The organism is Lysinibacillus sp. RC46, from assembly GCF_041262385.1.
In the GTDB taxonomy this organism is placed as follows: Bacteria; Bacillota; Bacilli; order Bacillales_A; family Planococcaceae; genus Lysinibacillus.
The window spans coordinates 129,779-153,168 of record NZ_JBGCCF010000002.1 but is presented as its reverse complement, the minus strand read 5'-3'; the positions used below and the strand labels follow the sequence as shown (position 1 = coordinate 153,168).

The following is a 23,390-nucleotide window of genomic DNA, read 5'->3' as shown; positions in this document are numbered from 1 at the left end:
TGAAATACAGGTCGTTACCAAAAAGAGTTCGAGTAAAATCTCGATTGAAGCACTATCAATATAATTCAGTAATTCGTTTATATAGGACATATTAAAAAGACCTCCTATTATATAAAATAATTTGTAATCATTATAATTACCTATGAAGCGACAGCGGCAATTATGCCAAGGCAATTGATATAAGTTGATTGGAGTGGAGACGGGGCTACTCTTTGGGGATTAGCGATAGAGGAACGAAGGCTAAGAGCATCACGTCCTGCGATAACGCCTTCGTGACCAACATCCTGTTGGCCCGAGACCCTGCAGCGAAGCGGATGTTTTCTGTACGAAAATCAACCATACGCTAGGGTGAGGAGCAAAAAAAGAGACTTCCCTGGTAAACTTGGAAAGTCTCTTAAAATTTAATTATAGTTCTTCCTGGAAATAAATCTTATAGAATTTTCGATTTGTAGATTCATCGTAGCCCACTTCAATTAGTTCATCCACTTGCTCGATATCCTGTACATTCACCTGGATTTCAATATTGGAATCGAGTTTAATTTTACGTTTATATTTTTTTTCAGCCTTTTCAAGCGCACTCTCAGAAATTACGGTTTCATATGGTTTTACTGAATTAATAATAATATCTTTCTGTGTTGGTTCAGCATTATCAAACACTCTTTCAATATAATTATTTACTTGAAATTCATCTTCATTTCTAAAGTAATCAAGTGTTTTATTTAAAAGCCCCAGTTTCTCAGTATTTGTAAAGCTCTCTTCTTTTAAAATATATTTTTTGCATTCTGTTAACGCTAAATTCGTTTTGTAATAATGTTCATCAGCTGCTTTAATCTTTAAAAATCGTTCTTGCCAGTAGACAATATCTTCTTTCCTTTTCGTTTTCATAAAGACAGCAGGTGTCTCATCTGTTCCCATATCTACGATAATGGCCATGTTATTAATTTTCTTTACATTAATTCCATCAATGCCATTGACGACCATTTTGTTGTGGTCGTTTTTTACATCTAAAAACATTTCCTTTTCATCAATTTTAACGATGGCGATTATTTTTTTAGCTTCTGTAGCTAGAAAACAATTGTCAAATAATCCAATAAACAATTCGCCACTTTTAATGTTAGGATGTTGAGATACACTATGTAAGTGTTTAGCAATGTTGATTGATTGTTCTAAGAAACTAGTCTCCTGATCAAATATAGCCCTCACATATGTGTAAACCTCGTTTAACGCAATGTCTGTTTCATGAAAAAATTCGAATTGTTGCTCTAAATCGATTTTGCTAAACGCTAGCTGTGTAAAAGCTGCCTCTAGCATGACCTCTGGTTGTGATAATGATTCCTCACCTAACACGAGTGTATCATCAATAAAGTGTAATATATATTGTGATAACTTACTTTCACTTACTTCAAGCATGTTTTCCACCTTCTAAAATTTCATTGTAGATAATATACCATATCATAACCCTCGCTACATTTTCATGTATTTTATTTTTACGAATAATAAAATAAAAAAGAACAGTGAATACATGCATTAAAGAGATTTATTGCCACATTTGCTATAAGAGAGACTATCGGTTCTCTATTAATGGTGAAACTCCTGTGAAATTGTAAATTCATTACCTTAAATTGACATCGGTAGTAGCTGAAGTATATTGGAGTTAAACGGAAATACCATGAAGAAATCAACGAAGAGAAGAGGTCTTGATATGCTCTATAACATTAAACCTATAGCTGTAGTGAGCAATAGTCGAAAAATGATTGAAGATGACAATTGGGGTGACGTCATTTCTATTATTGAGTTAACGAAAGATATGCATGAATCGTCTTTAAAGGGGATTGATGATTTTTCCCATTTAGAAATAATTTTTTATTTTGACAAAGTTGCAGATGAAAAGATCCAATATGAAGCGAGACACCCAAGAAATAATAAGGACTATCCGGAAGTCGGTATTTTTGCTCAGAGAGGTAAAAATAGACCTAATAAACTAGGTGTAACGGTTGTAGAATTACTAGAATTAAAGGATAGATCATTAATCGTTAAAGGCTTAGATGTTATTGATGGAACACCAATCATCGATATAAAACCTGTAATGAAAGAATTTTTACCAAAAGGTGAAATAAAACAGCCACGTTGGGCAAATGATTTAATGAAAAATTATTGGGACTAGTATATGTACATGAAAGACTGGGCAATCTTTTTAATTTTAACTTCTTTCAGCTGAATTCTCTCACCTCTATAGGGGGTGAGATGAATGAGGTTTCAAACACTTTTCAATGGGTGTCCAAACATCCGCTGAAATAGAGGAGAGGAAACCAGGATAAGAACGTCACATCCTGTGAAAACGCCTGAGTGACCAACATCGAGTTTGCCTAAAGCCTCTAGCGGATGTCACGGAATCGGGGAGGGGTTCTTAAAGGATGTTAGCCTTAAAATCATCGCATCCATGCGATAAAGGCTAACTGACCTGCGTCGGGGCCGCTGACGCGCAAAAAAAATCTGCAGGCCTAAGCACAAAGCAGATTCCGGACGCAATTACGCCGAGGCATAATTGATATACTATAAAAGTCCGCTTGAGGTGGTACTAAAAGTAAAAGGAATCTGCATACTTTAATGTACGCAGATTCCTTTTTATATTGATTATTGTGCAATAGTTTGTGCCTTATCGATAATTTCTTGTGGGATGTCGATTGTTTTTAAGTGATTGAAATCAGTGTACGTCACAACTGATTTAGTTTTCATTGCTAGTTCTTGATCTTCAACTTTCATTTTTAAATCGAAATTCATATCCATTTTAGTTGTATCGAAAGTCTTTTTATCGATTTGTAGAATGTAGTGTATTTTATCGATTGTTAATTTATCAAGTGGATTTTCTTCAAGACCCATATCTTTCATTGATTTGTTAATTTCAGAATCGATAAGTTCTTTAAATTTATCGCCCTTAGCGTCTAAAGTTAAGACATATGCATCATCTGTTTGTTCGAATTTGAAATCTTTGATATAGTTTTTAAGCTGTTCTAATTGTGCCTTAGCATCCGCAGATGATGCAGTTTGTTCCATCATTGAATCAAATTGCTCATCCGGCAATTTGTACCAAGAGTTTGTATCTTCATTCTTCATGAAAAAGCCTTGGTCTTTCTTCATGTACATATCAATTGGCATTTCCGTATTTTTTTGGCCTTCATCAGCCATATCTGGCATTGTCATTGAACCTGATAAGTGCATAGCAATTGGATCGATAACTACATCCATATCCATTTTTGAATCGATGGTAAACTCCATAGATTGTTCACCTGATCCAACTTTGGATTCTTGAGTAATCTCCATTTTTGCACTCGAGCTTTTAATGTCAGCTTGGCGCTCTACTGCTTTTTCATACACTTGCTCTAAAGTGAGTTTACTTTTATTAGTTGTGTCTTTAGTTGGGGTAGCGCTACTGTTACAAGCTGCTAGTGTCAGTGCTAGTGCTCCAACACTTAAAACTTTAAAAAATTTGTTCATTACTTTCATCTCCTATTCTTGGTAAAAACATCAACTATTAGTATACATTAGTATAAAAGTAAAAGTTTCATTATTTAAAAAAACAGTACCAATTCGATTTTAAAATAATACTAAATACTCAATGTATGTCAAAATTTATAAGCCTTCTTACTCATGGGGAGTCGCAAGAAAATTGGTTCATGAATATTAATCGATGATCAATAAATCTGTTGTTAGTTATTGTAAAATATCGCAATGGTGTGGCTCATCACCATAACGTGTGGTTGATTTCCGTTCCGACTGGGGGCGTCTGATGAGCCGCTTCGCTTCACTGCAGGGGTCTCGGGCCAACAGGATGTTGGTCACGAAGGCGTTATCACAGGACGTGATGCTCTTAGCCTTCGTTCTTCTATCGCTAATCCCCAAGGAGTCGCCCAGTCTCCACTCCAATCAACTAATATCAATTTTGACTTGGCGTAATTGTAGCTGTCGCTTTGCTTTCGCTACATAAAACATTTGTAGATGTCGCTTCGCTTTCGCACAGATAAATTGCCACAGGACGTGGCGTTCTTAGACTGAGTTCCTCTTTTTCAGTAGGTGTTTGGACACCCACTGAAAAGGAACCACATCCGCATTCGTCTCCCCACCTTCAGAGGTAGGATTCTTCTACTGAATGAAGATAAATGGCATTAACAAATGTCATCCATAAATTTTGGTAATGAGCCAATGGTGTTAAGACAAGGACTATCACTAGGAGATTATTTTTTTGTAGCGTATTCTAATGAATTTGCATTGTAGCTTGGGGGTATTACAGTTAGTAGCTATTTATAGGAGGCTCGAAAAGCGTACTGTTGATTGTCTATATAAATTTTAAAAAGATCAGTTATTGCTATGTTTGTACATAAGAAGAGTAGGGGGAGTGTTGTACGATTTCGATTTCGGGTTGAGTCTACTTTCGATATTGAAATAAATATATTTACAAAAAGAAAAAGCCGAGAAAATGATTTCATTTTCTCGGCTCTGTTTATCAATTATAGCCCCAGATCATTGCGAATAATGTACCTAGGATTGTAACAACACCTACGAATACTGAATATAAAATCGTTGTATATAACGTTTTCTTATCTTCAGATTCACCGATGTGCATGAATAATACTAATTGTACAGTTGCTTGTGCAAGAGCAGTCACTAGTAAAACACCAAATGCCATGTTAAATGACATATCAAATTTTACGACAGATAAAGCTACAACTGTTAGTAATAGTGAGAAGCCGAAGCCCATCACATGTTGTTTTGGGAATAATTCCTTCATCAGCTAATCAGTCCTTTCAAGTAGACGAAGCTGAAGATGAAAATCCAAACAACGTCTAGGAAGTGCCAGTACAGTGAGAAGATAAACGCTTTGTTAGCCGTTTGTGGGTTTAAACCACGGCTAGCTACTTGGATTAAAATTGCAACGCCCCAGAAGAAACCGAATGTTACGTGGGCACCGTGCGTACCAAGTAAAGTCATTAATGCCGATAAGAATGCACTTGTTGTAATTGTTGCACCTTCATCAACATATGTGATAAATTCATCAATCTCAATGCCTAAGAAGCCAAGACCTAATAGAAGTGTGATGATGAAAAATGCCATCATCGCTTTTTTATTGCCAATACGCATTGCATGAACACCAAGACCAATTGTGAAACTACTTGTTAATAATAAGAATGTTTCCCATAATACTGGTGTTAATTCGAAAATCTCAGCGCCATTTGGGCCACTACCAGTACGTGTTTGAAGTGTGAAATACACTGTAAATAGTGTGGCGAATAATACGATTTCGGCGCCAAGGAAAATCCAGAAACCGAAAATTTTCAGGCGATTTTCTTCTGTACTATATTCTAATGGAAGTGAAGAATCGATTTTCATATTATTTATCACCTCTCAAGCTTTTCTCAGTTGCCATAACTTCTTCAACTGAAATGTATCGACCATGATCTTTTTCAAATGAACGGTGAATCATAAAGCCGAATACACCAATCATACTAATGATGGCAGGAATCCATAGATTAAATACAGCGAAGAATGCTGCAAGGAAGAAGAATCCACTCATCCAGAATGGTGTGCCAGTGTTGTTAGGCATGTGAATTTTTTCAATTTTACCTGCTGTAATATCGCGACCTTCTTTTTTCGCGAACCAGAATTCATCTAAACGTGTAACAGTTGGAACTACTGCAAAGTTATATTCTGGTACTGGAGAATGAGTAGCCCATTCTAATGTACGGCCATCCCAAACATCTGCTTTTTCATTACGAGGCATATGTTTCCAGCTGTAATAAATGTTATATACGATTAACGCAAAGCCGACAGCAAGACCAAGACCACCGATGAACGATAGCATGTTCAATGGACCGTAGCCAGTAGACTCAGAGTAAGTGTACATACGACGAGCGTAACCATCTAAACCTAAAATGAATAGAGGGAAGAATGTTACGTTAAAGCAAATTGCGATAAACCAGAAAGCAGTTTTACCTAGTTTTTCATTTAAACGGAAACCGAACATTTTTGGCCACCAGTAGTGGTAACCTGCAAGTACACCAAATACTGTACCTGGAATTAATACATAGTGGAAGTGGGCAACTAAGAACATCGTATTATGATATTGATAGTCAGCACTTGCCATTGCAAGCATTACCCCTGTAACCCCACCAATTGTGAAGATAGGAATAAAGCCAAGAGCATAAAGCATAGGAGTTGTAAATTGAATTTTACCGTGTCTCATTGTGAGCAACCAGTTAAATATTTTAACCCCTGTCGGAACAGCGATTGCCATTGTTGTAATAGAGAATACGCTGTTTACCATTACACCGTGACCCATTGTATAGAAGTGGTGGGCCCATACTAAGAATGATAGTAACGAAATAACGACCATACTCATAACCATTGATTTATAGCCGTATAAGTTTTTACGTGCAAATGTCGCAATGATTTCAGAGAAAATACCGAAAGCAGGTAGGATAACGATATAAACCTCAGGATGTCCCCAAACCCAGAATAGGTTGGCCCAAAGCATATCCATACCGCCATTTTGCATTGCAAAGAATTGTGTACCGAATTGACGGTCTAACATCATTAATGCAAGTGCTACAGTTAATACTGGGAATGCAAATACGATAATAACGTTTGTAATTAAAATTGACCAAGTGAACATGGGCATTTTCATTAATGTCATACCAGGTGCACGCATTTTAATGATTGTTGCGATGAAGTTAACACCAGTCATTAACGTACCAATCCCTGATAATTGTAAAGCTAAAGAATAGTAGTTGTTCCCAACAGTTGGACTAAATTCTGTCCCAGATAGTGGGAAGTAAGCTGTCCAACCAGCATCAGGTGAACCACCGATGATAAATGATAGGTTTAATAAACCACAACCAGCTGCAAATAACCAGAAGCTGACTGCATTTAGACGTGGGAAGGCAACGTCACGTGCACCAATTTGCAGTGGGATAACAATGTTCATTAAACCAATTACGAATGGCATAGCCATGAATAAAATCATTAATAAACCGTGTGTTGTGAAAATCTCATTATAGTGTTGTGCATCAAGAAGTCCGTTATCAGGAACTGCCGTTTGTGCACGCATTAACAATGCATCGATACCGCCGCGGAATAGCATCAAAAGTGCTGTAGCGATATACATAATACCGATTTTTTTATGGTCAACAGTTGATAGCCAGTTTTTGTAGAAATAGCCCCATTTTTTGAAATACGTAAGGCCTGCTACAATTACCACTGCTCCAACTACGATACTAATAGCTGCCGCTAAAATCATCGGTTCTTGCATAGGATGGAATACTTCTTCCATACTCATTGGATGCGCTCCTTTCGGGTTTAAAAATTAATGTGAATGTGTTGCTTCAGAATTTTCTTGTGAATCAGAATGATCCCCATGGTCCATATCACTATGATCCATGTCTCCCATTTTCATGTGTTCACTGTGTTCCATTGGAGCTGGACTAAATTCTAAGTGTGTAGATGAATAGCTTGAACGACCAACGTGTTCTGCTTTTAATAGTTCATCAAATTTTTCTTTTGTTAATGGTTTTTCGTTTGCTTTTACATCAGAAGCCCATTTGTCGAAGTCTTCTTGTGTCATAGATTGCGCTTCAAATTCCATTTCAGCAAATCCGCGACCGCTAAAGTTAGAGTTACGGCCCATGAATGAACCAACCTCATCTGCGGCAAGGTGAATAGTTGTTAACATGTCACTCATCGCATATTTTTGACCAGCTAATTGCGGAATCCAGAAACTTGTGATTGGTCCGAATGAGTAAAGTTTGAACTCAATTGGACGATCAGTTGGAATATTTACATAGTTTACAGTTTCAATACCTTGCTCTGGATAGCTAAAATGCCATTTCCAGTTAGAAGATGATGCGTAAATAACAAGTGGCTCTTTATTGTCATAACCTTCTGGTGTTGCCTCTACTGTACTTGTTGTTCTTACAGTAACAATTGCTAAGAATGCCACTATGATAATAGGGATAACTGTCCATGTAATTTCAAGTAGATGACTACCCTCTTCGTGAGGAGGCTCATAATCGGCAGGTGTTTTTGAAGCACGGTATTTTGTTAACATAAATGCTAAAAGCACGTACACGACTAGTAATATAAAGGCCATTGTGATAATGGATAAAATAATTGTGTCTGATAATGTTTTGGCATTCGGCCCTTTTGGATCAAAGATTGTTAGGGGTTCACAGCCAGAAAGAACTGCAAGCGCACCAAATGCAATAAACATTAAACTTAACTTTTTCTTCATGTTTGACTCCTTTCTATAAAACGGCTATTCATAAATTTCATTTGTTTTATATAGATTCGAAATTATAAATAGTGGGTAATACGGTCACCTCTTTTAATTGTTGTACCAATCAAATTATCAGAAATACTTACAATGACATGGTTCATTATGAAACATTGAATCTAGTATTTGACTGGTCTAGTGCAAGCGTTCGCAAAGTTACTAATCTGTGTAATCGATTTTTAAACAATGTGTCATAATCGATCGACACAAATGTCATTGTTTGCATATAGGATTATACGCCCTGTTTTAAAGAAAAAAATTATTTTTTTATATTTTTAATAGTAAACTGGGGATGAATATGAACATTTTTTGAACAAAAATCGTTATTTCAATATTAGTATTTTTGCATTTAATTAAATAAACACTGTTGAAACGTTGAAAACACTGAGTTTCTAGTGTTTAACCATGTAAATAGTTTTTTTTGTGAAAATATCAGTTCACATTTTAGACTTCATTTTGTAATAAAGTCGCCGTTACGTTAAGGTTTTGAATGCTTTTTTGTTGCGTTTTTAAAAAAGATGAGTACATGAAAAGAGGGATTATGGATATATCAGGATAAACTTTAAATGTAAGGGATGAATGGAAAGGGGTATAATATTAATTATGTTAATATAATTATGGACTTCCATATAGTGTATTTTGAATATTTTATCCAAAAAGTAAAAATAGCAAACTAAGGATATCCTTGGTTTGCTATTTTTGGTTATGAAGACGAAAATAAATGTTCTAAGTAGAAAGAAAGTGATTTATCTTTATTCAGCACAATTACGCCGAGGTGAATGAAGATAAATTTTAAGCTCCAAGCTTTAGCCATTTTGCTACTTGTCCATAGATAGTATTTTGAAGTTTTGGGGCTAGGTTATTCATCTTTAAGGCGAAGTACAATGTTTTCATTAAATTTAATGTGCATGTACGTCCGCTAAAAAAGGCTTCGTTATAGCCCTGCGTCACTAAATGCATTTCAAATTTATCAAATACCTGTTCGACAAATTCTATTAAAGCTTCCTCGGAATAGTTACGAGCTAGTAACGCTTCAATTATATTAATTAAGCGTTCTTCCTCATCGTTGACAAAGACAGTATCTTTCCATGTAACAAGTTTCAATGCATGCAAGATGAAAGGCGCATGCTGTAAATCGAATTTAGGGTGTTTAATCGTCATTGCTGCTAAATCTGCGCCATGTGCAATGCTATGCGCCCAGCCTTTATCATGAACATGACCTCGTGTATCTTTTTCCAATAATAAATAGCGGCCAATCTTTTGAAAGAAAATTTGTAGACGATCATCATTTAAAACCAGTTGTTCAGCATCTTTTGCAAGAATACTTGCTGCAAGTAAAGCAGAAAACGAACGTGTAAAAACACTATCTGTCAATTCTTCGCCTAACTTTAAATATAAAAAATCGTCGCCTATAACAGTATCAAATAAATATTGTAACTGTTCGGTGCTCAGTAAATTATCGCTAAGTATTTCAATAAAAGTACGATATATTAATTTGTCTCGTAATTCTGCATCTGGTGAACCAATGTGCGTTAACATTTCTTGTAACAACCAGTCACCTTTCTGCAACATAAATTCTTGTTGTGCTGAGTGTGTCATAGTGGAAAATGATTGTAACGTATTTTTGATATCCATATGTAATTCCCCCGAAGTTAAGTTAATTCTCTATAAGAGCATTTTGTTAAATGTATTCCTTTATAATCACTAGTCTTTGTAGTTACTTATATAACAATGCGCAGATATAGTAAAAATGCTTTTAGAGCTATGCATTTTTATTATAGCGTTTCAACGATAAATTTGTTGATTTGTGAAGTTGTCTAGGAGTATATTCACAATGGGAATTCCAGAATCAAGAGAAAGTTGTTATGATAGACAAGCAACAAAAAGGGAAAGATTTATTAAAGAGCGTTTTTCGCCTTGGCGTAATTGTTGCTGTAGCCTCCCACTCTTGTTTAATATCTTTTTTTACTATTAATTAGAGTGACATGCCAGAAGGTATTTGCTATGTGAATTGGTTGATTGGAGTGGAGACTGAGCGACTCCTTGGGATCAGCAATAGAGGAACGAAGGCTAAAACCATCACGTCTTGTGATAACGCCTTCGTGACCAACATCCTGCTGCTGCCGCTACGTTAGCACTACGCTTTCGCGCAAAAAAACATCTGTTGCCCCAAGCGGCTCAACGGACGCCCCCAGGAAAGCGCTCAGTCGGAACGAAAATCACCCCCCCCTTGCTTTGCAGAAGAGTCATGTTTTTTAAGGACATCTTGCATTGACGCGATAGTTTCCAATAATAAAAGACATACCTATTAAAGTATGTCTCATCCCAGTTATGATATAACGGCCGATTTTATACCGAGCGGCCATTCAGTAAAGGTGTTTTGATTAGTTTTTAATTCTACGAGAATATTTGCATTTTTAATGGCATCAATTAGCCATTCACTATAATGAAGATTCGGTTGAGAGTGCAGTAAGATTCGTTGCATATCTTTTTTGTCGATACTTAGAAGTTTATAGTTGCATTCAATGTGTACATTTTGGGGAATAATATAAAGTGACTCATGTGGGTGTCCAAGTGAAATGGAGCCAGGGATGTGACCTTGGATACCTATAATATGTGTAATCGCTTCTTGTGTGTATACATCAATCTTAGTTCTTGTGAGTATTTCAAATTCAATCGGATAATCCTTCAGATGGGGACCGTCCGCTGTAGATAACGAAACAACTTTAATTGATAGTGCCTCATACATAGGAGAGATGCTACTACCAAATTCACTAACTGTATCTATTAATTGCATGTATTCCACTCCTTGTGAAGAACTTTAAATTACAAAGTAGGATGCCTGTAATAACAATAAATAAAATATAGTATTAATTATAATACAATTTATTACAAAATATGAAATGCATAAGTGAAGATTTTTGTTGCAAATAAGCAGTGGATTGATTTATTGGTATATAAGTGTTGTCATTTACCTAAAGAGTTGAAAGTGACATTTATTAAAACGTAGATCAACTAATGAGATTGATTGGAGTGAAGGTGGGCGTCCTAGATATGGATAAACCTTCGTGACCAAATAAAAGTAGCTTACTGGTAAAGCGTTCAGCGAATACGGAAATCAACTCCATGTTATGATGGTCATTCAATAAGAACTAACTAATGAGTAAAATAGAGCTAAAGAGGTGAGAAAAATGACAAAGCGAAAACGGCATGTTATCAAACATGACAATATTGTTGTTTTTCCTGGTGCTGTTCAGACATTAATACGTGAAGGACATATGTATGCGGAAAATTATCAATATGAAGAGGCTGTGGCAAGCTTTGAAAAAGCATTTTCATATGAAGCTGGAGACGAAATTGCATTAAGTACCTACGCGTATGCTTTATATGAATTAAAAGAATACGATAAAGTTAAAAATGTTTGTGAGCAATTATTTGCTATGGGGACGACATTGTATGTAGAAATAATGGAACTGTATGTTACAGTATGTATGCAGTTAAAGGAATACCATCAAGTAGAGTCGTTAATTACGACATTAATTGAAGAAAACGTACTTCCAGAAGATCAGCTTGAGAAATTTGAACGCTTAAGAAGCTTGAATCAAGAAGTTGCTAAGAATCTTCAAAAAAAAGAGGATGCTAAACGATTGTTAGAAGAGCAAGAATATGAACTTTCGAAATTTAGTGCATTAACGCCGAACGAACAATCAATTCGGCTGCATCGCTTAATGGATACGAATGTACGACAATTAAAGACAGCATTGAAAGCTATTATTGAATATCCAACAATCCATCCATTTGTTCAGAGCTTAGCATTAATCCTTTTAGTGGAACAAGAAGTGTCAATAGACATTACTGTTTCAAAATTTAATGGAACAAAGATTATTAACCCTAACAATTTAGTCTTACCAAATCAGTTGCCTCAGTATAGGGAAGTAAAAAATATAATCGAAAATAAATTAGAGCAAGACCCATCGACGTTAGAAATGGTACAATATTTAATGGCGAAGCATGCCATTGTGACGTATCCGTTTGAATGGCACCCGTATGAAGCCGATGATATTGCTTATAGTTATATAGACTTTGTACAATCTATGCTCGGAAAAGTACAGGAAATGGACTATGAAATCATTGACTTTTTACAAATGTTAGAAAAGTTAACGGAACTACATGAAGTATGAAATAAGTTGAAACTATACGCATCTATGTTATACTAAAATGGTTGTCAAAATCGTAGTTACGAATGAATTGTCTAACAATAAACTTGATTATTTATTTGGAGGTATTTATACATGTCAGCAAAATGGGAAAAACAAGAAGGTAATATCGGTACTCTTACAATCGAAGTACCTGCTGCAGAAGTAGACGCAGCAATGGACCAAGCGTTCAAAAAAGTTGTAAAACAAATTAACGTACCAGGTTTCCGTAAAGGAAAAATGCCTCGTAATATGTTTGAACAACGCTTTGGTATCGAATCTTTATACCAAGATGCATTAGAAATCATCGTTCCTGAATCTTATTCGAAAGCGATCGATGAAGCTGGTATTATGCCAGTTGATTACCCAGAAATTTCTGGTACAGAAAACTTCACACATGGTAAAGATTTCACATTTACTGCTCAAGTAACAGTGAAACCAGAGCCAAAACTTGGTGAGTACAAAGGTTTAGAAGTTACGAAACTTCCAGTAGAAGTTACTGATGAAGAAGTAGAAACACAAATTCAAGACCAATTAGCTCGTAAAGCAGAGCTTGAAATTAAAGAAGACGAAGCTATCGTAGAAGGCGATACAGCTACTATCGACTTTGAAGGTTTCGTAGGTGAAGAAGCATTTGAAGGTGGTAAAGGTGAAGACTACCCACTAGAAATCGGTTCAGGCTCATTCATCCCAGGCTTTGAAGAGCAACTTGTAGGTATTAAAAATGGTGAATCTAAAGACGTAGTTGTTACTTTCCCAGAAGAATACCATGCAGCTGAATTAGCTGGTAAAGAAGCTACTTTCAAAGTAACTGTAAAAGAAGTTAAAACAAAAGTTCTTCCAGAATTAAACGACGAATTCGCTAAAGAATTAGACCCAGAAGTTGAGGGTGTTGAAGCTTTACGCGCTAAAATCAAAGAGCAAACTGCTGAACAAAAACAAGCAGAATCAGATGCAGCACTTCGTGATGAATTAGTAGAAAAAGCTGCTGAGAGTGCAGAATTTGAAGTACCTGCTGGTATGATTAACTCTGAAACTGATCGTATGTTACAAGAATTTGGTCAACGTTTACAAACGCAAGGTATGAACTTAGACCTTTACTATCAATTCTCAGGTCAATCAGAAGAAGATTTACGTGGACAAATGAAAGAAGAAGCACAAAGCCGCGTACGTGTATCTTTAACACTTGAAGCAATTGCTGAAGCTGAAAAAATTGAAGCAACTGAAGCTGATATCGCAGCTGAATTAGAAAAAATGGCTGCTCAATTTAACATGACTAAAGAGCAAATTACTGGAGCTTTAGGTGGCACAGCAGTTCTTGAAAACGACATTAAAATTCAAAAAACAGTTGAATTTTTAGTAGAAAACGCTAAAATTACTGAATAGGATTTTTTGTAACTGGATAGAAAAATGAAAACAAGGTACGGCATTAAACCGTGCCTTGTTTTATCACATATTTTTTATTTAGGTTTAGCTAGATTCCCCTTTAGAATTAGTTCAATTAATTATATTATTAATATTACGACTATTTTCACCGCAAAAAGCATCCTCCAAAAGGAAATACTTTTTTGAAAAGGGGATAGGCAAAAGGCCTTATACTTCTCTAATACATAGTATTGTTTGACTTTTCACACGATGCTAAAATTTGACTTTATTCAGTTGAGATCATATTGATGTCTCAATCCTTCCGAATGAGGAATAACGAAATACATCCTCTTCTGAATGAAGTTAAGCCTCTGGCGAATGTAATAGATTTTAACTTCTTTCAGCCATTATTTTCTGTAGCGACAGCTACAAATGTTTTCTGCGCGAAAGCAAAGCGACAGCAGCAATTATGCCGAGGCATAATTAATAGAAATGTAAGTTACTCATTTGAGTATTTTTAACTTGTATTACCGGTATATAGTGAGGGTCACAAGCCAAATATCAGTCTAGTGTCAGAAATCTTGACGAAAAGAAAGGTCTTTCGTCGCTAGAGGTTTCTGAAGAATCAGTCAGTAACAACACATGGAATTCAACGGTATAATTAGCGGAATTCAAGTTCATCACCAAAAGTTGTGGATGAGATTTGTTAAAACGTATGCCACTTCATTTATATAAGTTGATTGGAGTGAAGGCTGGACGCCCCCAGAAAGCTTTGCTCTGTGCGAAAGCGAAGCGACAGCGGCAAATGTTTTCTGTAGCGAAAGCAAAGCGTCAGCTACAAAGCGCCCAGCCGGACGGAAATCAACCACACGCTATGGTGATGAGCTGGAATTCATCAAGTTAATGAATGGGCATTATTGGCGATAAATGTTAATGTTTTTCGTGCAATGAATGTCGAAATCTTTTTAAAATCTTGAAACATAAACGCCGTGGTGTAAATAGATGCAGACAATTTATTTGATAAAGATTCAATAATCTTGTAAGATTGTTGCTTGAATAGGGGTGAAACATATTGTTCAAATTTAATGATGAAAAAGGCAATTTAAAATGCTCATTCTGTGGAAAGCCACAAGAACAGGTACGTAAACTAGTTGCAGGTCCTGGTGTTTATATTTGTGATGAATGTATCGAACTTTGTTCAGAAATCGTTGTAGAGGAACTGGGTGTTGAAGAAGAAATTGAATTCCAAGATATTCCAAAACCGAAAGAAATCTTAACGATTTTAGATGAGTATGTAATAGGACAAGATCGTGCTAAAAAAGCTTTAGCAGTTGCGGTTTACAATCACTACAAGCGCATTAATACAAATAGTAAGATTGATGATGTAGAATTAGCGAAATCGAACATTGTGTTAATCGGCCCAACTGGTAGCGGTAAAACTTTATTGGCCCAAACATTGGCACGTATATTAAACGTTCCTTTTGCTATTGCAGATGCTACTTCTCTAACAGAAGCTGGCTATGTTGGTGAGGACGTTGAAAATATTTTATTAAAATTAATTCAATCCGCAGATTACGATATCGAGCGTGCTGAAAAAGGAATCATCTATATTGATGAAATCGATAAAGTTGCACGTAAATCCGAAAATCCATCCATTACACGTGATGTTTCTGGTGAAGGTGTACAACAAGCCCTTCTAAAAATTTTAGAAGGTACAGTTGCAAGTGTCCCACCACAAGGTGGTCGTAAGCATCCACACCAAGAGTTTTTACAAATCGATACTACAAACATCTTATTTATTGTGGGTGGAGCATTTGATGGAATAGAATCCATTATTAAACGTCGTCAAGGTGAAAAAGTAATTGGCTTCGGTTCAGATCCAAACAAAATTGATATGGATGAAGGCTCAATTATGGCAAAGTTGATTCCAGAGGATTTATTAAAATTTGGTCTAATTCCAGAATTCATCGGTCGATTACCAGTACTTGCAAGTCTAGAACAATTAAACGAGGCTGCGCTTGTACAAATTTTAACGGAGCCTAAAAATGCACTAGCTAAGCAATATCAAAAAATGCTTGAACTAGATGGTGTTGAGCTTGAGTTTGATGAAGGTGCTCTTTCTGAAATTGCAAAAGAAGCAATAGAACGGAAAACGGGTGCACGTGGTCTTCGTTCAATTATTGAGTCAACAATGCTTGATGTAATGTACGAACTACCTTCACGCGAAGACGTGAAAAAATGTATCATTACGGCAAAAACAATTACGGATAAAGAAAAACCGAAATTGCTTCTTGAAGATGGCACTGAACTCGATGAAGGTAGCGACACAAAAACTTCAGCATAACGAACAGATACTAATGTCTATTGTTATGAGATAAAGAGTAATTTAGCTGACTTCGATTGTGCAATATTCGCACATATCGACAGTCAGCTTTTTATTCATTCATACATAAAGCCAACTGTAATTAGATGAAATTTTTGGCTCAATTGATTAACTAGTGTGAATCAGCTTTTTAGACACATACTAGTAGCGTGGGAGTGAATAAGAAAATTTTGACGGAGGTGAATACCCGCATGGTGACAATACAAAAAACAACAAGTGTACCATTATTGCCTTTACGTGGACTTTTAGTATACCCGTCGATGGTGTTACATATTGATGTGGGTAGAAATCGTTCTGTAGCGGCGCTAGAACAAGCGATGCTAGAGGACCAATTGATATTATTGGTAACACAAAAAGAAGTGCATGATGAACAGCCTGATGAGCAAGATTTATATACAGTTGGTACGATGGCATATGTCAAACAGATGTTAAAATTACCAAATGGAACACTGCGTATTTTAGTGGAAGGTGTAGCGCGTGCAACATGGTCTAACTATCGGGCGCTAGAAAAATATACGATTGTTGACATCGATGTTAAGGAGGAAACAATCGGTAAGGATGTTGAAACACAGGCTTTAATGCGTACGTTGTTAACGTATTTCGAAAGATACGCGAAAGGCTCCAATAAAATTACATCTGAAACCATCAGTACTGTGGCAGACATTGAAGAGCCAGGTCGTTTAGCAGACATCATTGCATCGCATTTACCATTTAAGATTGCAGATAAACAAGAAGTATTAGAGATGCTCAATGTAAAGAAGCGATTAGATCATTTAATTATTCGTTTACATGACGAGCAAGAAGTACTTGATCTTGAAAAGAAAATTAATACAAAAGTTAAGCAATCCATGGAGCGTACGCAAAAGGAGTATTATTTACGTGAACAAATGAAAGCTATTCAAACAGAGCTAGGAGATCGTGAAGGAAAAACTGGTGAAGTAGCTGAATTACGTAAACGTATCGACGAAACAGGGATGCCTGAATCAACGAAAGAAGTAGTGCTTAAAGAGTTGGATCGCTATGAGAAGCTACCAGCAGCTAGTGCAGAGAGTGGCGTCATCCGAAACTATATTGATTGGATTGTTTCATTACCATGGACAAATTCGACTGAAGATCGCATGAATATCGAACATGCAGAGGACATTTTAAATCGTGACCATGACGGTTTAGAAAAAGTAAAAGAACGTATATTAGAATATTTAGCTGTACGTCAGTTGAAAAAATCGTTACGTGGACCAATATTATGTTTAGCTGGCCCTCCAGGTGTAGGTAAAACATCATTAGCTCGATCTGTTGCAGAAAGCTTGGATCGCAAATTTATCCGAATTTCATTAGGTGGGGTACGAGACGAATCGGAAATTCGTGGTCATCGTCGTACGTATGTTGGGGCAATGCCAGGTCGTATTATCCAAGGGATGAAAAAGGCAGGAACAATTAATCCTGTGTTCCTTCTAGATGAAATTGATAAAATGTCTAATGACTTTAGGGGAGATCCTGCAGCAGCAATGCTTGAAGTTTTAGATCCGGCTCAAAATAATACATTTAGTGATCATTACATCGAAGAACCTTATGATTTATCAAATGTATTATTTATAGCAACTGCGAATGATTTAAGTACAATTCCTGGGCCGTTACTAGATCGTATGGAAGTAATCTCAATTGCTGGTTATACAGAAATTGAAAAAGAGCAAATTACGAAAAATCACTTAATACCGAAACAGTTAAAAGAGCATGGCTTGAAAAAAACACAAGTTATTATTAAAGACGAAGCCGTAGTTGATATTATCCGTTATTATACTCGTGAAGCAGGTGTTCGCGGACTAGAGCGTCAAATCGCAACCCTATGTCGTAAAATCGCTAAGATCATCGTTTCTGGTGAGAAAAAACGAGTAACAGTGAACTCGAAAACGTTAGAGGAATTACTCGGTAAACATCGTTTCCGATATGGACAAGCAGAAGAGGAAAATCAAATCGGTGTAGCTACTGGGCTTGCTTATACAACTGTAGGTGGTGATACATTACAAATTGAGGTATCATTAACACCTGGTAAAGGAAAATTGCAGTTAACTGGTAAGCTTGGCGATGTCATGAAGGAATCTGCTCAAACAGCTTTATCGTATGTCCGTACAAAAATGGGAGATCTAAAAGTGGATGCAGAATATTTTGAAACACATGATATTCATATTCATGTTCCTGAAGGAGCTGTTCCGAAAGATGGACCTTCCGCAGGTATTACTATGGCAACCGCAATTGTTTCCGCAATTTTACATCGTCCAATACGCCGTGAAGTCGGCATGACAGGTGAAATTACATTACGTGGACGTGTACTGCCAATTGGTGGCTTAAAGGAAAAAACACTCAGTGCGCATCGAGCGGGCTTAACGACAATTATTTGTCCGAAAGATAATGAGCGAGATATTGAGGATATTCCTGAAAGTGTACGCGAACAACTAACATTTAAACTAGTGTCATCGGCTGATGAAGTATTAGCCCATGCACTGGACGGAGGTTTTTAAGAAAATGAAAGTCCATAACGTAGAAATGGTCATAAGTGCTGTAAGACCAGACCAATATCCAGAAGATGGACTGCCAGAATTTGCACTAGCCGGTCGTTCAAATGTGGGGAAATCCTCATTTATTAATCGAATGATCGGTCGTAAGGCTTTAGCACGTATTTCTTCAAAGCCCGGAAAAACACAAACGCTTAATTTTTACAAAATTGAAGAACAATTATTTTTTGTAGATGTTCCGGGCTATGGTTATGCAAAGGTTTCAAAAACTGAGCGTGAAGCATGGGGAAAAATGATTGAGCGTTACATCACAGGGCGCAATGAATTAAAGGCAGTCGTACAAATTGTTGACTTACGTCATCCCCCTACAGCTGATGATCGCATGATGTATGATTTTTTAAAGCATTACAATATTCCTTGTATTGTTATTGCAACAAAAGCAGATAAAATTCCAAAAGGTAAATGGGATAAGCATAAAAAAATCGTGAAAGAAACGCTAGACATGGAAAAAAATGATCCCCTTATTGTCTTTTCTTCAGAAAAAGGAATTGGCTTTGAAGAAGCTTGGCGTACAATCGAAAATAAAATGTAATAAAAAAACATCTATTGAGTCTATTATTTAGGACAGTAGATGTTTTTTTATTAAAAATTTGGGGAATCGCTTGATGAATGGGACAACTGACCGATAAATTAAATAGGAGGTGGACTAAATGGATATCGCAGCTTTATCAATGGCAATGAATCAAGCAACTTTAATGCAAAATGTATCTCTAGCTGTAACGAAGCAGGCAATGGAGATGCAACAGCAAAATACAGAACAATTAGTTGAAATGTTAGATGCTCCACATCCGACAGCCGGACATACAATTGACGTTCAAGTATGATGAAGCAAAGGTAGCTTGAAAATGGAAGCTACCTCTATCTTTGTGTCTAATGGTAGATTTAAAAAGTAAGTAAAAGCACTAAAATGTAACTTTTTGAATAGGAAAAACTACCAATAGTACGATATACTATTTATTATAACAATTTTTTAGGAGGCGGGATTTGTTGAAGAAGATTCCATACATACTAATGATTGTGTTACTAGCGGTTCTCGGATTTTCATCAAATAAAACAGCTCATGCTGCCCAAATGGTGACTGGGACCTTTGTTGATGTAACATTTTCAGAATATGCAAATTCTAACGGAGTAATAGAAAAAAAGCTTAGTAAAATTACTTTGCAAAATGAAAGCGGTCATCAAGCTACATACAATATCAATGATAGTGCCCGCCTATATATTAATAATACAGTGACAACAATCGAAGGCTTTAAGATGGGAATGAAAGTAGAAGCGGAAATTTCCCTTCGCAGTGTTGTTGAGCTGCGAGGTACTTCTAATTCTACAAATGAAACAGAATCTCCAACAGTTGCGCAAAATACAAAAATACTTACTGGAGTAGTGACAAGTATTGATCCAAATGGACTATTCATTATGCTGAAGCCAGATATTGGGGAGGAAACAACTTACTATATAAATAAAGATACAGAATATCAAAAAAACTCCTCAGCTGTCGATATTAGCGCTTTATATGTGGGGGATCGTGTGAAGCTTAGCCTTAAAAATCGAAACACATCCATTGTCACAAAAATAGACATTAGTGAGACGGGTACATTAGTTGAAAACCTGTATAAAGGTGAGATACAGACAGTTAATGCCAATACAAATAAATTAACTGTCAAAAACCAACATGCTTTTATAAATTGGCAATTTGGCTCTGACACAACAACAGCTTTATCAACGATGAATTTTTCATCGAAGGTTCCGATATATGTTGGAAATACAAAAATTGATAAAGGTCAGTTGAAAAATTACATTGGCAGTCAAGCATATTATGCAACAGTTAAACAATTTGGCAAAGAAGTGATTGAAAAGATTGTTGTATTGAAAAACAATGAGCGAACTTACTATGAGCCAATGCTTTCTGTAGATACTAAATATCAATTATTAAAACTTAAATCTGCCGGTACATTATACTTCCACGATGGAACGATTTTAATTAGAAATGGTCGTTTAATTGAACCTACTGGCTTATTAGCTTATGGTACAGCTTTTGTTATTTCGGACGGTGCTGCACGTGATCATTATGCCCAAGTTGTGGAAGTAACAAGTGATAGCTTTATGTCACCAAACTTATCAGGTCATGAGTTATATTATGGACGTTTATCACAAGCAGATGGCTATTTAATCGAAATTGATGATGCGATGAAGATCGAGTCAAATGTCTTCAAGAAAACAGAGCGTACTGTACTATCTGTTAGTAATTCAACAAAGGCCATAGTAGATGATGGTAACAAAATTTATAGTGTTATTCCTGATATTGAGCTTCATCTATATGAAGGAGAATATGGATACTTCTATGTGAAGGATGGTCATGTACAAGCCCTTCATATTCTAAATAAAGCGAAGCCTGTTGCACCATTAATGTTAACTGGTAAACTACAGTCAGTTAAATCGAAATACCCAGCTGTAATTAATGTGAAGAGCGTTAGTCAATGGCAAAATGGTCGCTGGTATGAAGCTGGTGAAATGATTGATATGAATATTGATCAAGCTACAATTATTAAAGCTGGTAAAGTTATTCAAGCATCTGATTTAAAACCTTCTGATCGTTTAGTAGTATTATCAGATCGTTTTGTCAAAGCTCATTTAATATTAGTTGATTAATCAATTTAGAAGTCTGTGAGTCTTCTGCGAGTATTTTTACGACAAATATATTCGCTTGTGGTGGGAAACTTTGTCGCCCTGCGTAGAAGACGAGCAGATGTTAACTTCTTTCAGCGCTACGGAAGTTCACACCTCTATAGATGGTGAGATGAATGCGGTTTTAAGTCACTTTTCAGCAGTGTCCAAACATCTGCTGAAATAGACGCACGTCTTGCGGCAACGACTGAGTGACCAATATCGTGTTGGCCTAAATCCTCCGGCGGATGTCACCGAATTATGCCGAGGTATAATTGATCCTTGAATTTTTCAGGTGTGTTGATAAAAGCAGATAATAATGGTTAATCAACTCACCTGATTATTTTGTAAAGTTGAAGAAAATTATTGACAGCTCCAGATGCGGATATGTATGGAATGAAAGTGAGGGACAAAAAAAGAATGCGAAAACATTTATCTAAAATAATGTTAGTGGTTCTTGCTGTATTTGTTATTGGAGTTACTATCCCAGAAAATGCATTAGCTGTTTCATTAGAAACAACAGGTGCTGTAAAAAATGAATATACATATGAGGAAGCTGTTTTCATTACAGGAACACCTATTATATTTAAAGGTACTAGTAAAGACATTAAAATTACACAAAAAGAATCTAAAGGAAAGTTAACCGAAACATATAATCTAAAGCTAACAGCAAGTAATGGTGCTACATTAACACGAAATATGACCTACGAATCTGATGTTGTAGATTATGCTACGATTGGTCAAAAAACATCGAATGGTGTAGTGAAAAAGTATACTGAGAAAATTGTTGTTGGGAAAATAACATATACATTGGTAGATTACCAATTTTCACAAGGGACTGTAACGGACAATCGTGCAGCCTCTGATTATTACTCAGGTAATGTGATTTCAAGAAAAACATATGCCTATCAAACAGGGACTGGAAAAAATGCAGTCCAAAATACAGTAACGATTGATACTGATAGTCGTCATGCTGGCTATGAAAACTTCTGGGGAGCAACAGAAACACAAATTACAGAAGCTGTTTATAAATATAGCGACGGTAAGACTAGCCATGTGAAAAATCGCTTATCGACAAGCAAATCACGTGTACTAAACTATGAAGAAAACCTAGGAAGTTTAGGGAGCTTTGATGGTGGATATGCGGTAGTAAGTGAAAAAGATGTTATTTCAGAATATACGTATGATTTATCCTCTGGGCAAAAAGGTACTCTTGATTTAGATAAAGAATATATGCCGACAATTGAACGTTTAATCATTCCTAAGTTCCGTGATTTATCAAATCATTATGCAAAAGGAGCTATTGAAAAATTATACTCTTTAGGTATTTATTCTGATGCGAGTAACTTCTTCTCACCAAATACCCCGATGAAGCGTATTGACTTTACAACGGCGATTGGTAAGGCAGTTGACTTACGTGTTATGGAAGAACCGAAAACGAAAAAATCGACATCAGCTACTAGTGTTTTTAAAGATGTTAAACGTACGGTGAAAGATTATGCCTATATTGAGTCTGCGTATAAAAAAGGAATTATTAAAGGTGTAACGCCAGAGTACTTCAAACCTGATAATCAAATTACTCGAGCTCAAGCCGCTACGATTTTTGTACGTGCATTAGGGCTAGAAAATAAGGCGCCAGATCCAGGCTATGTGACAAAGTTTAAGGATGATGCGCAAATTCCAAACTATTCAAAAGACGGAATATACATTGCGAATGAGTTAGGCTTAATGACTGGTGACCCTACAACAGGTCGATTTAATCCAGATCAGCCATTAACGCGAGCACAAGCATCCGTAGTGTTAGAACGTTTCTTGAATTATTTAGAAAGCGATTTAAAACAAAACTATCGAGATGATATATTGTTCTTTAATTAATGAAAGGGCTGAAAAAT

At 36.2% G+C, this 23,390-nt stretch carries 17 protein-coding genes; 9 read left to right on the top strand and 8 right to left on the bottom strand.

What is annotated here, in order from left to right; translation table 11 throughout:
- Positions 1 to 405: 405 nt before the first annotated feature.
- Positions 406 to 1,410, bottom strand: a complete 1,005-nt coding sequence (locus tag ABH966_RS02590; RefSeq protein WP_370075466.1) for a nucleoid-associated protein — start codon at positions 1,408 to 1,410, stop codon at positions 406 to 408.
- A gap of 292 nt (positions 1,411 to 1,702) precedes the next feature.
- Between ABH966_RS02590 and tsaA the strand changes: the two genes are divergently transcribed.
- Positions 1,703 to 2,164 carry a tRNA (N6-threonylcarbamoyladenosine(37)-N6)-methyltransferase TrmO gene (gene tsaA, locus ABH966_RS02585; RefSeq protein WP_370075825.1) on the top strand — a complete coding sequence of 154 codons (462 nt, stop codon included), beginning with the start codon at positions 1,703 to 1,705 and terminating at the stop codon, positions 2,162 to 2,164.
- Between the two features lie 470 nt (positions 2,165 to 2,634).
- Here tsaA and ABH966_RS02580 read toward each other — a convergent pair whose 3' ends face one another.
- The 7 genes from ABH966_RS02580 to ABH966_RS02550 all read right to left on the bottom strand — a co-directional run bounded on the left by ABH966_RS02580 (position 2,635) and on the right by ABH966_RS02550 (position 11,120).
- A complete protein-coding gene (locus ABH966_RS02580) occupies positions 2,635 to 3,495 on the bottom strand; it encodes a DUF6612 family protein (protein WP_370075464.1) in 861 nt (286 codons plus the stop codon).
- Between the two features lie 1,006 nt (positions 3,496 to 4,501).
- Positions 4,502 to 4,786, bottom strand: a complete 285-nt coding sequence (qoxD, locus tag ABH966_RS02575; protein ID WP_370041694.1) for a cytochrome aa3 quinol oxidase subunit IV — start codon at positions 4,784 to 4,786, stop codon at positions 4,502 to 4,504.
- Entirely contained in the window at positions 4,786 to 5,385 is a 600-nt protein-coding gene (gene qoxC / locus ABH966_RS02570) for a cytochrome aa3 quinol oxidase subunit III (RefSeq protein WP_370075462.1), read from the bottom strand. Before qoxC ends, qoxD begins: the two co-directional genes overlap by 1 nt.
- A gap of 1 nt (position 5,386) precedes the next feature.
- A complete protein-coding gene (gene qoxB, locus ABH966_RS02565) occupies positions 5,387 to 7,330 on the bottom strand; it encodes a cytochrome aa3 quinol oxidase subunit I (protein ID WP_370075460.1) in 1,944 nt (647 codons plus the stop codon).
- A 27-nt stretch (positions 7,331 to 7,357) separates the two neighbouring features.
- Positions 7,358 to 8,281 (bottom strand): cytochrome aa3 quinol oxidase subunit II, encoded by a 924-nt coding sequence (gene qoxA / locus ABH966_RS02560; protein WP_370075458.1) that lies wholly within the window; start codon positions 8,279 to 8,281, stop codon positions 7,358 to 7,360.
- Positions 8,282 to 9,115: 834 nt separating this feature from the next.
- Positions 9,116 to 9,958 carry a DUF2785 domain-containing protein gene (locus ABH966_RS02555; protein WP_370075456.1) on the bottom strand — a complete coding sequence of 281 codons (843 nt, stop codon included), beginning with the start codon at positions 9,956 to 9,958 and terminating at the stop codon, positions 9,116 to 9,118.
- A gap of 694 nt (positions 9,959 to 10,652) precedes the next feature.
- A complete protein-coding gene (locus ABH966_RS02550) occupies positions 10,653 to 11,120 on the bottom strand; it encodes a hypothetical protein (protein ID WP_370075454.1) in 468 nt (155 codons plus the stop codon).
- A gap of 394 nt (positions 11,121 to 11,514) precedes the next feature.
- Between ABH966_RS02550 and ABH966_RS02545 the strand changes: the two genes are divergently transcribed.
- The 8 genes from ABH966_RS02545 (at position 11,515) to ABH966_RS02510 (ending at position 23,373) form a co-directional block, all read left to right on the top strand.
- The gene (locus ABH966_RS02545) at positions 11,515 to 12,504 is read left to right on the top strand and encodes a tetratricopeptide repeat protein (RefSeq protein WP_370075453.1); all 990 of its coding nucleotides are present in this window, start codon (positions 11,515 to 11,517) and stop codon (positions 12,502 to 12,504) included.
- A gap of 111 nt (positions 12,505 to 12,615) precedes the next feature.
- Positions 12,616 to 13,905 carry a trigger factor gene (gene tig, locus ABH966_RS02540; protein ID WP_370075452.1) on the top strand — a complete coding sequence of 430 codons (1,290 nt, stop codon included), beginning with the start codon at positions 12,616 to 12,618 and terminating at the stop codon, positions 13,903 to 13,905.
- Between the two features lie 1,051 nt (positions 13,906 to 14,956).
- A complete protein-coding gene (gene clpX, locus ABH966_RS02535; RefSeq protein ID WP_323647644.1) occupies positions 14,957 to 16,228 on the top strand; it encodes an ATP-dependent protease ATP-binding subunit ClpX in 1,272 nt (423 codons plus the stop codon).
- Positions 16,229 to 16,458: 230 nt separating this feature from the next.
- Positions 16,459 to 18,783, top strand: coding sequence for an endopeptidase La (gene lon, locus ABH966_RS02530; protein WP_370075451.1), 2,325 nt, complete (start codon positions 16,459 to 16,461; stop codon positions 18,781 to 18,783).
- A 4-nt stretch (positions 18,784 to 18,787) separates the two neighbouring features.
- Positions 18,788 to 19,369 carry a ribosome biogenesis GTP-binding protein YihA/YsxC gene (yihA, locus tag ABH966_RS02525; RefSeq protein WP_132357011.1) on the top strand — a complete coding sequence of 194 codons (582 nt, stop codon included), beginning with the start codon at positions 18,788 to 18,790 and terminating at the stop codon, positions 19,367 to 19,369.
- A gap of 118 nt (positions 19,370 to 19,487) precedes the next feature.
- Positions 19,488 to 19,661: a YjfB family protein gene (locus ABH966_RS02520; RefSeq protein ID WP_012295488.1), complete on the top strand. Its 174-nt coding sequence runs from the start codon at positions 19,488 to 19,490 to the stop codon at positions 19,659 to 19,661.
- A 163-nt stretch (positions 19,662 to 19,824) separates the two neighbouring features.
- Entirely contained in the window at positions 19,825 to 21,483 is a 1,659-nt protein-coding gene (locus ABH966_RS02515; RefSeq protein ID WP_370075450.1) for a hypothetical protein, read from the top strand.
- A gap of 435 nt (positions 21,484 to 21,918) precedes the next feature.
- The gene (locus tag ABH966_RS02510; protein ID WP_370075449.1) at positions 21,919 to 23,373 is read left to right on the top strand and encodes an S-layer homology domain-containing protein; all 1,455 of its coding nucleotides are present in this window, start codon (positions 21,919 to 21,921) and stop codon (positions 23,371 to 23,373) included.
- Positions 23,374 to 23,390 lie beyond the last annotated feature (17 nt).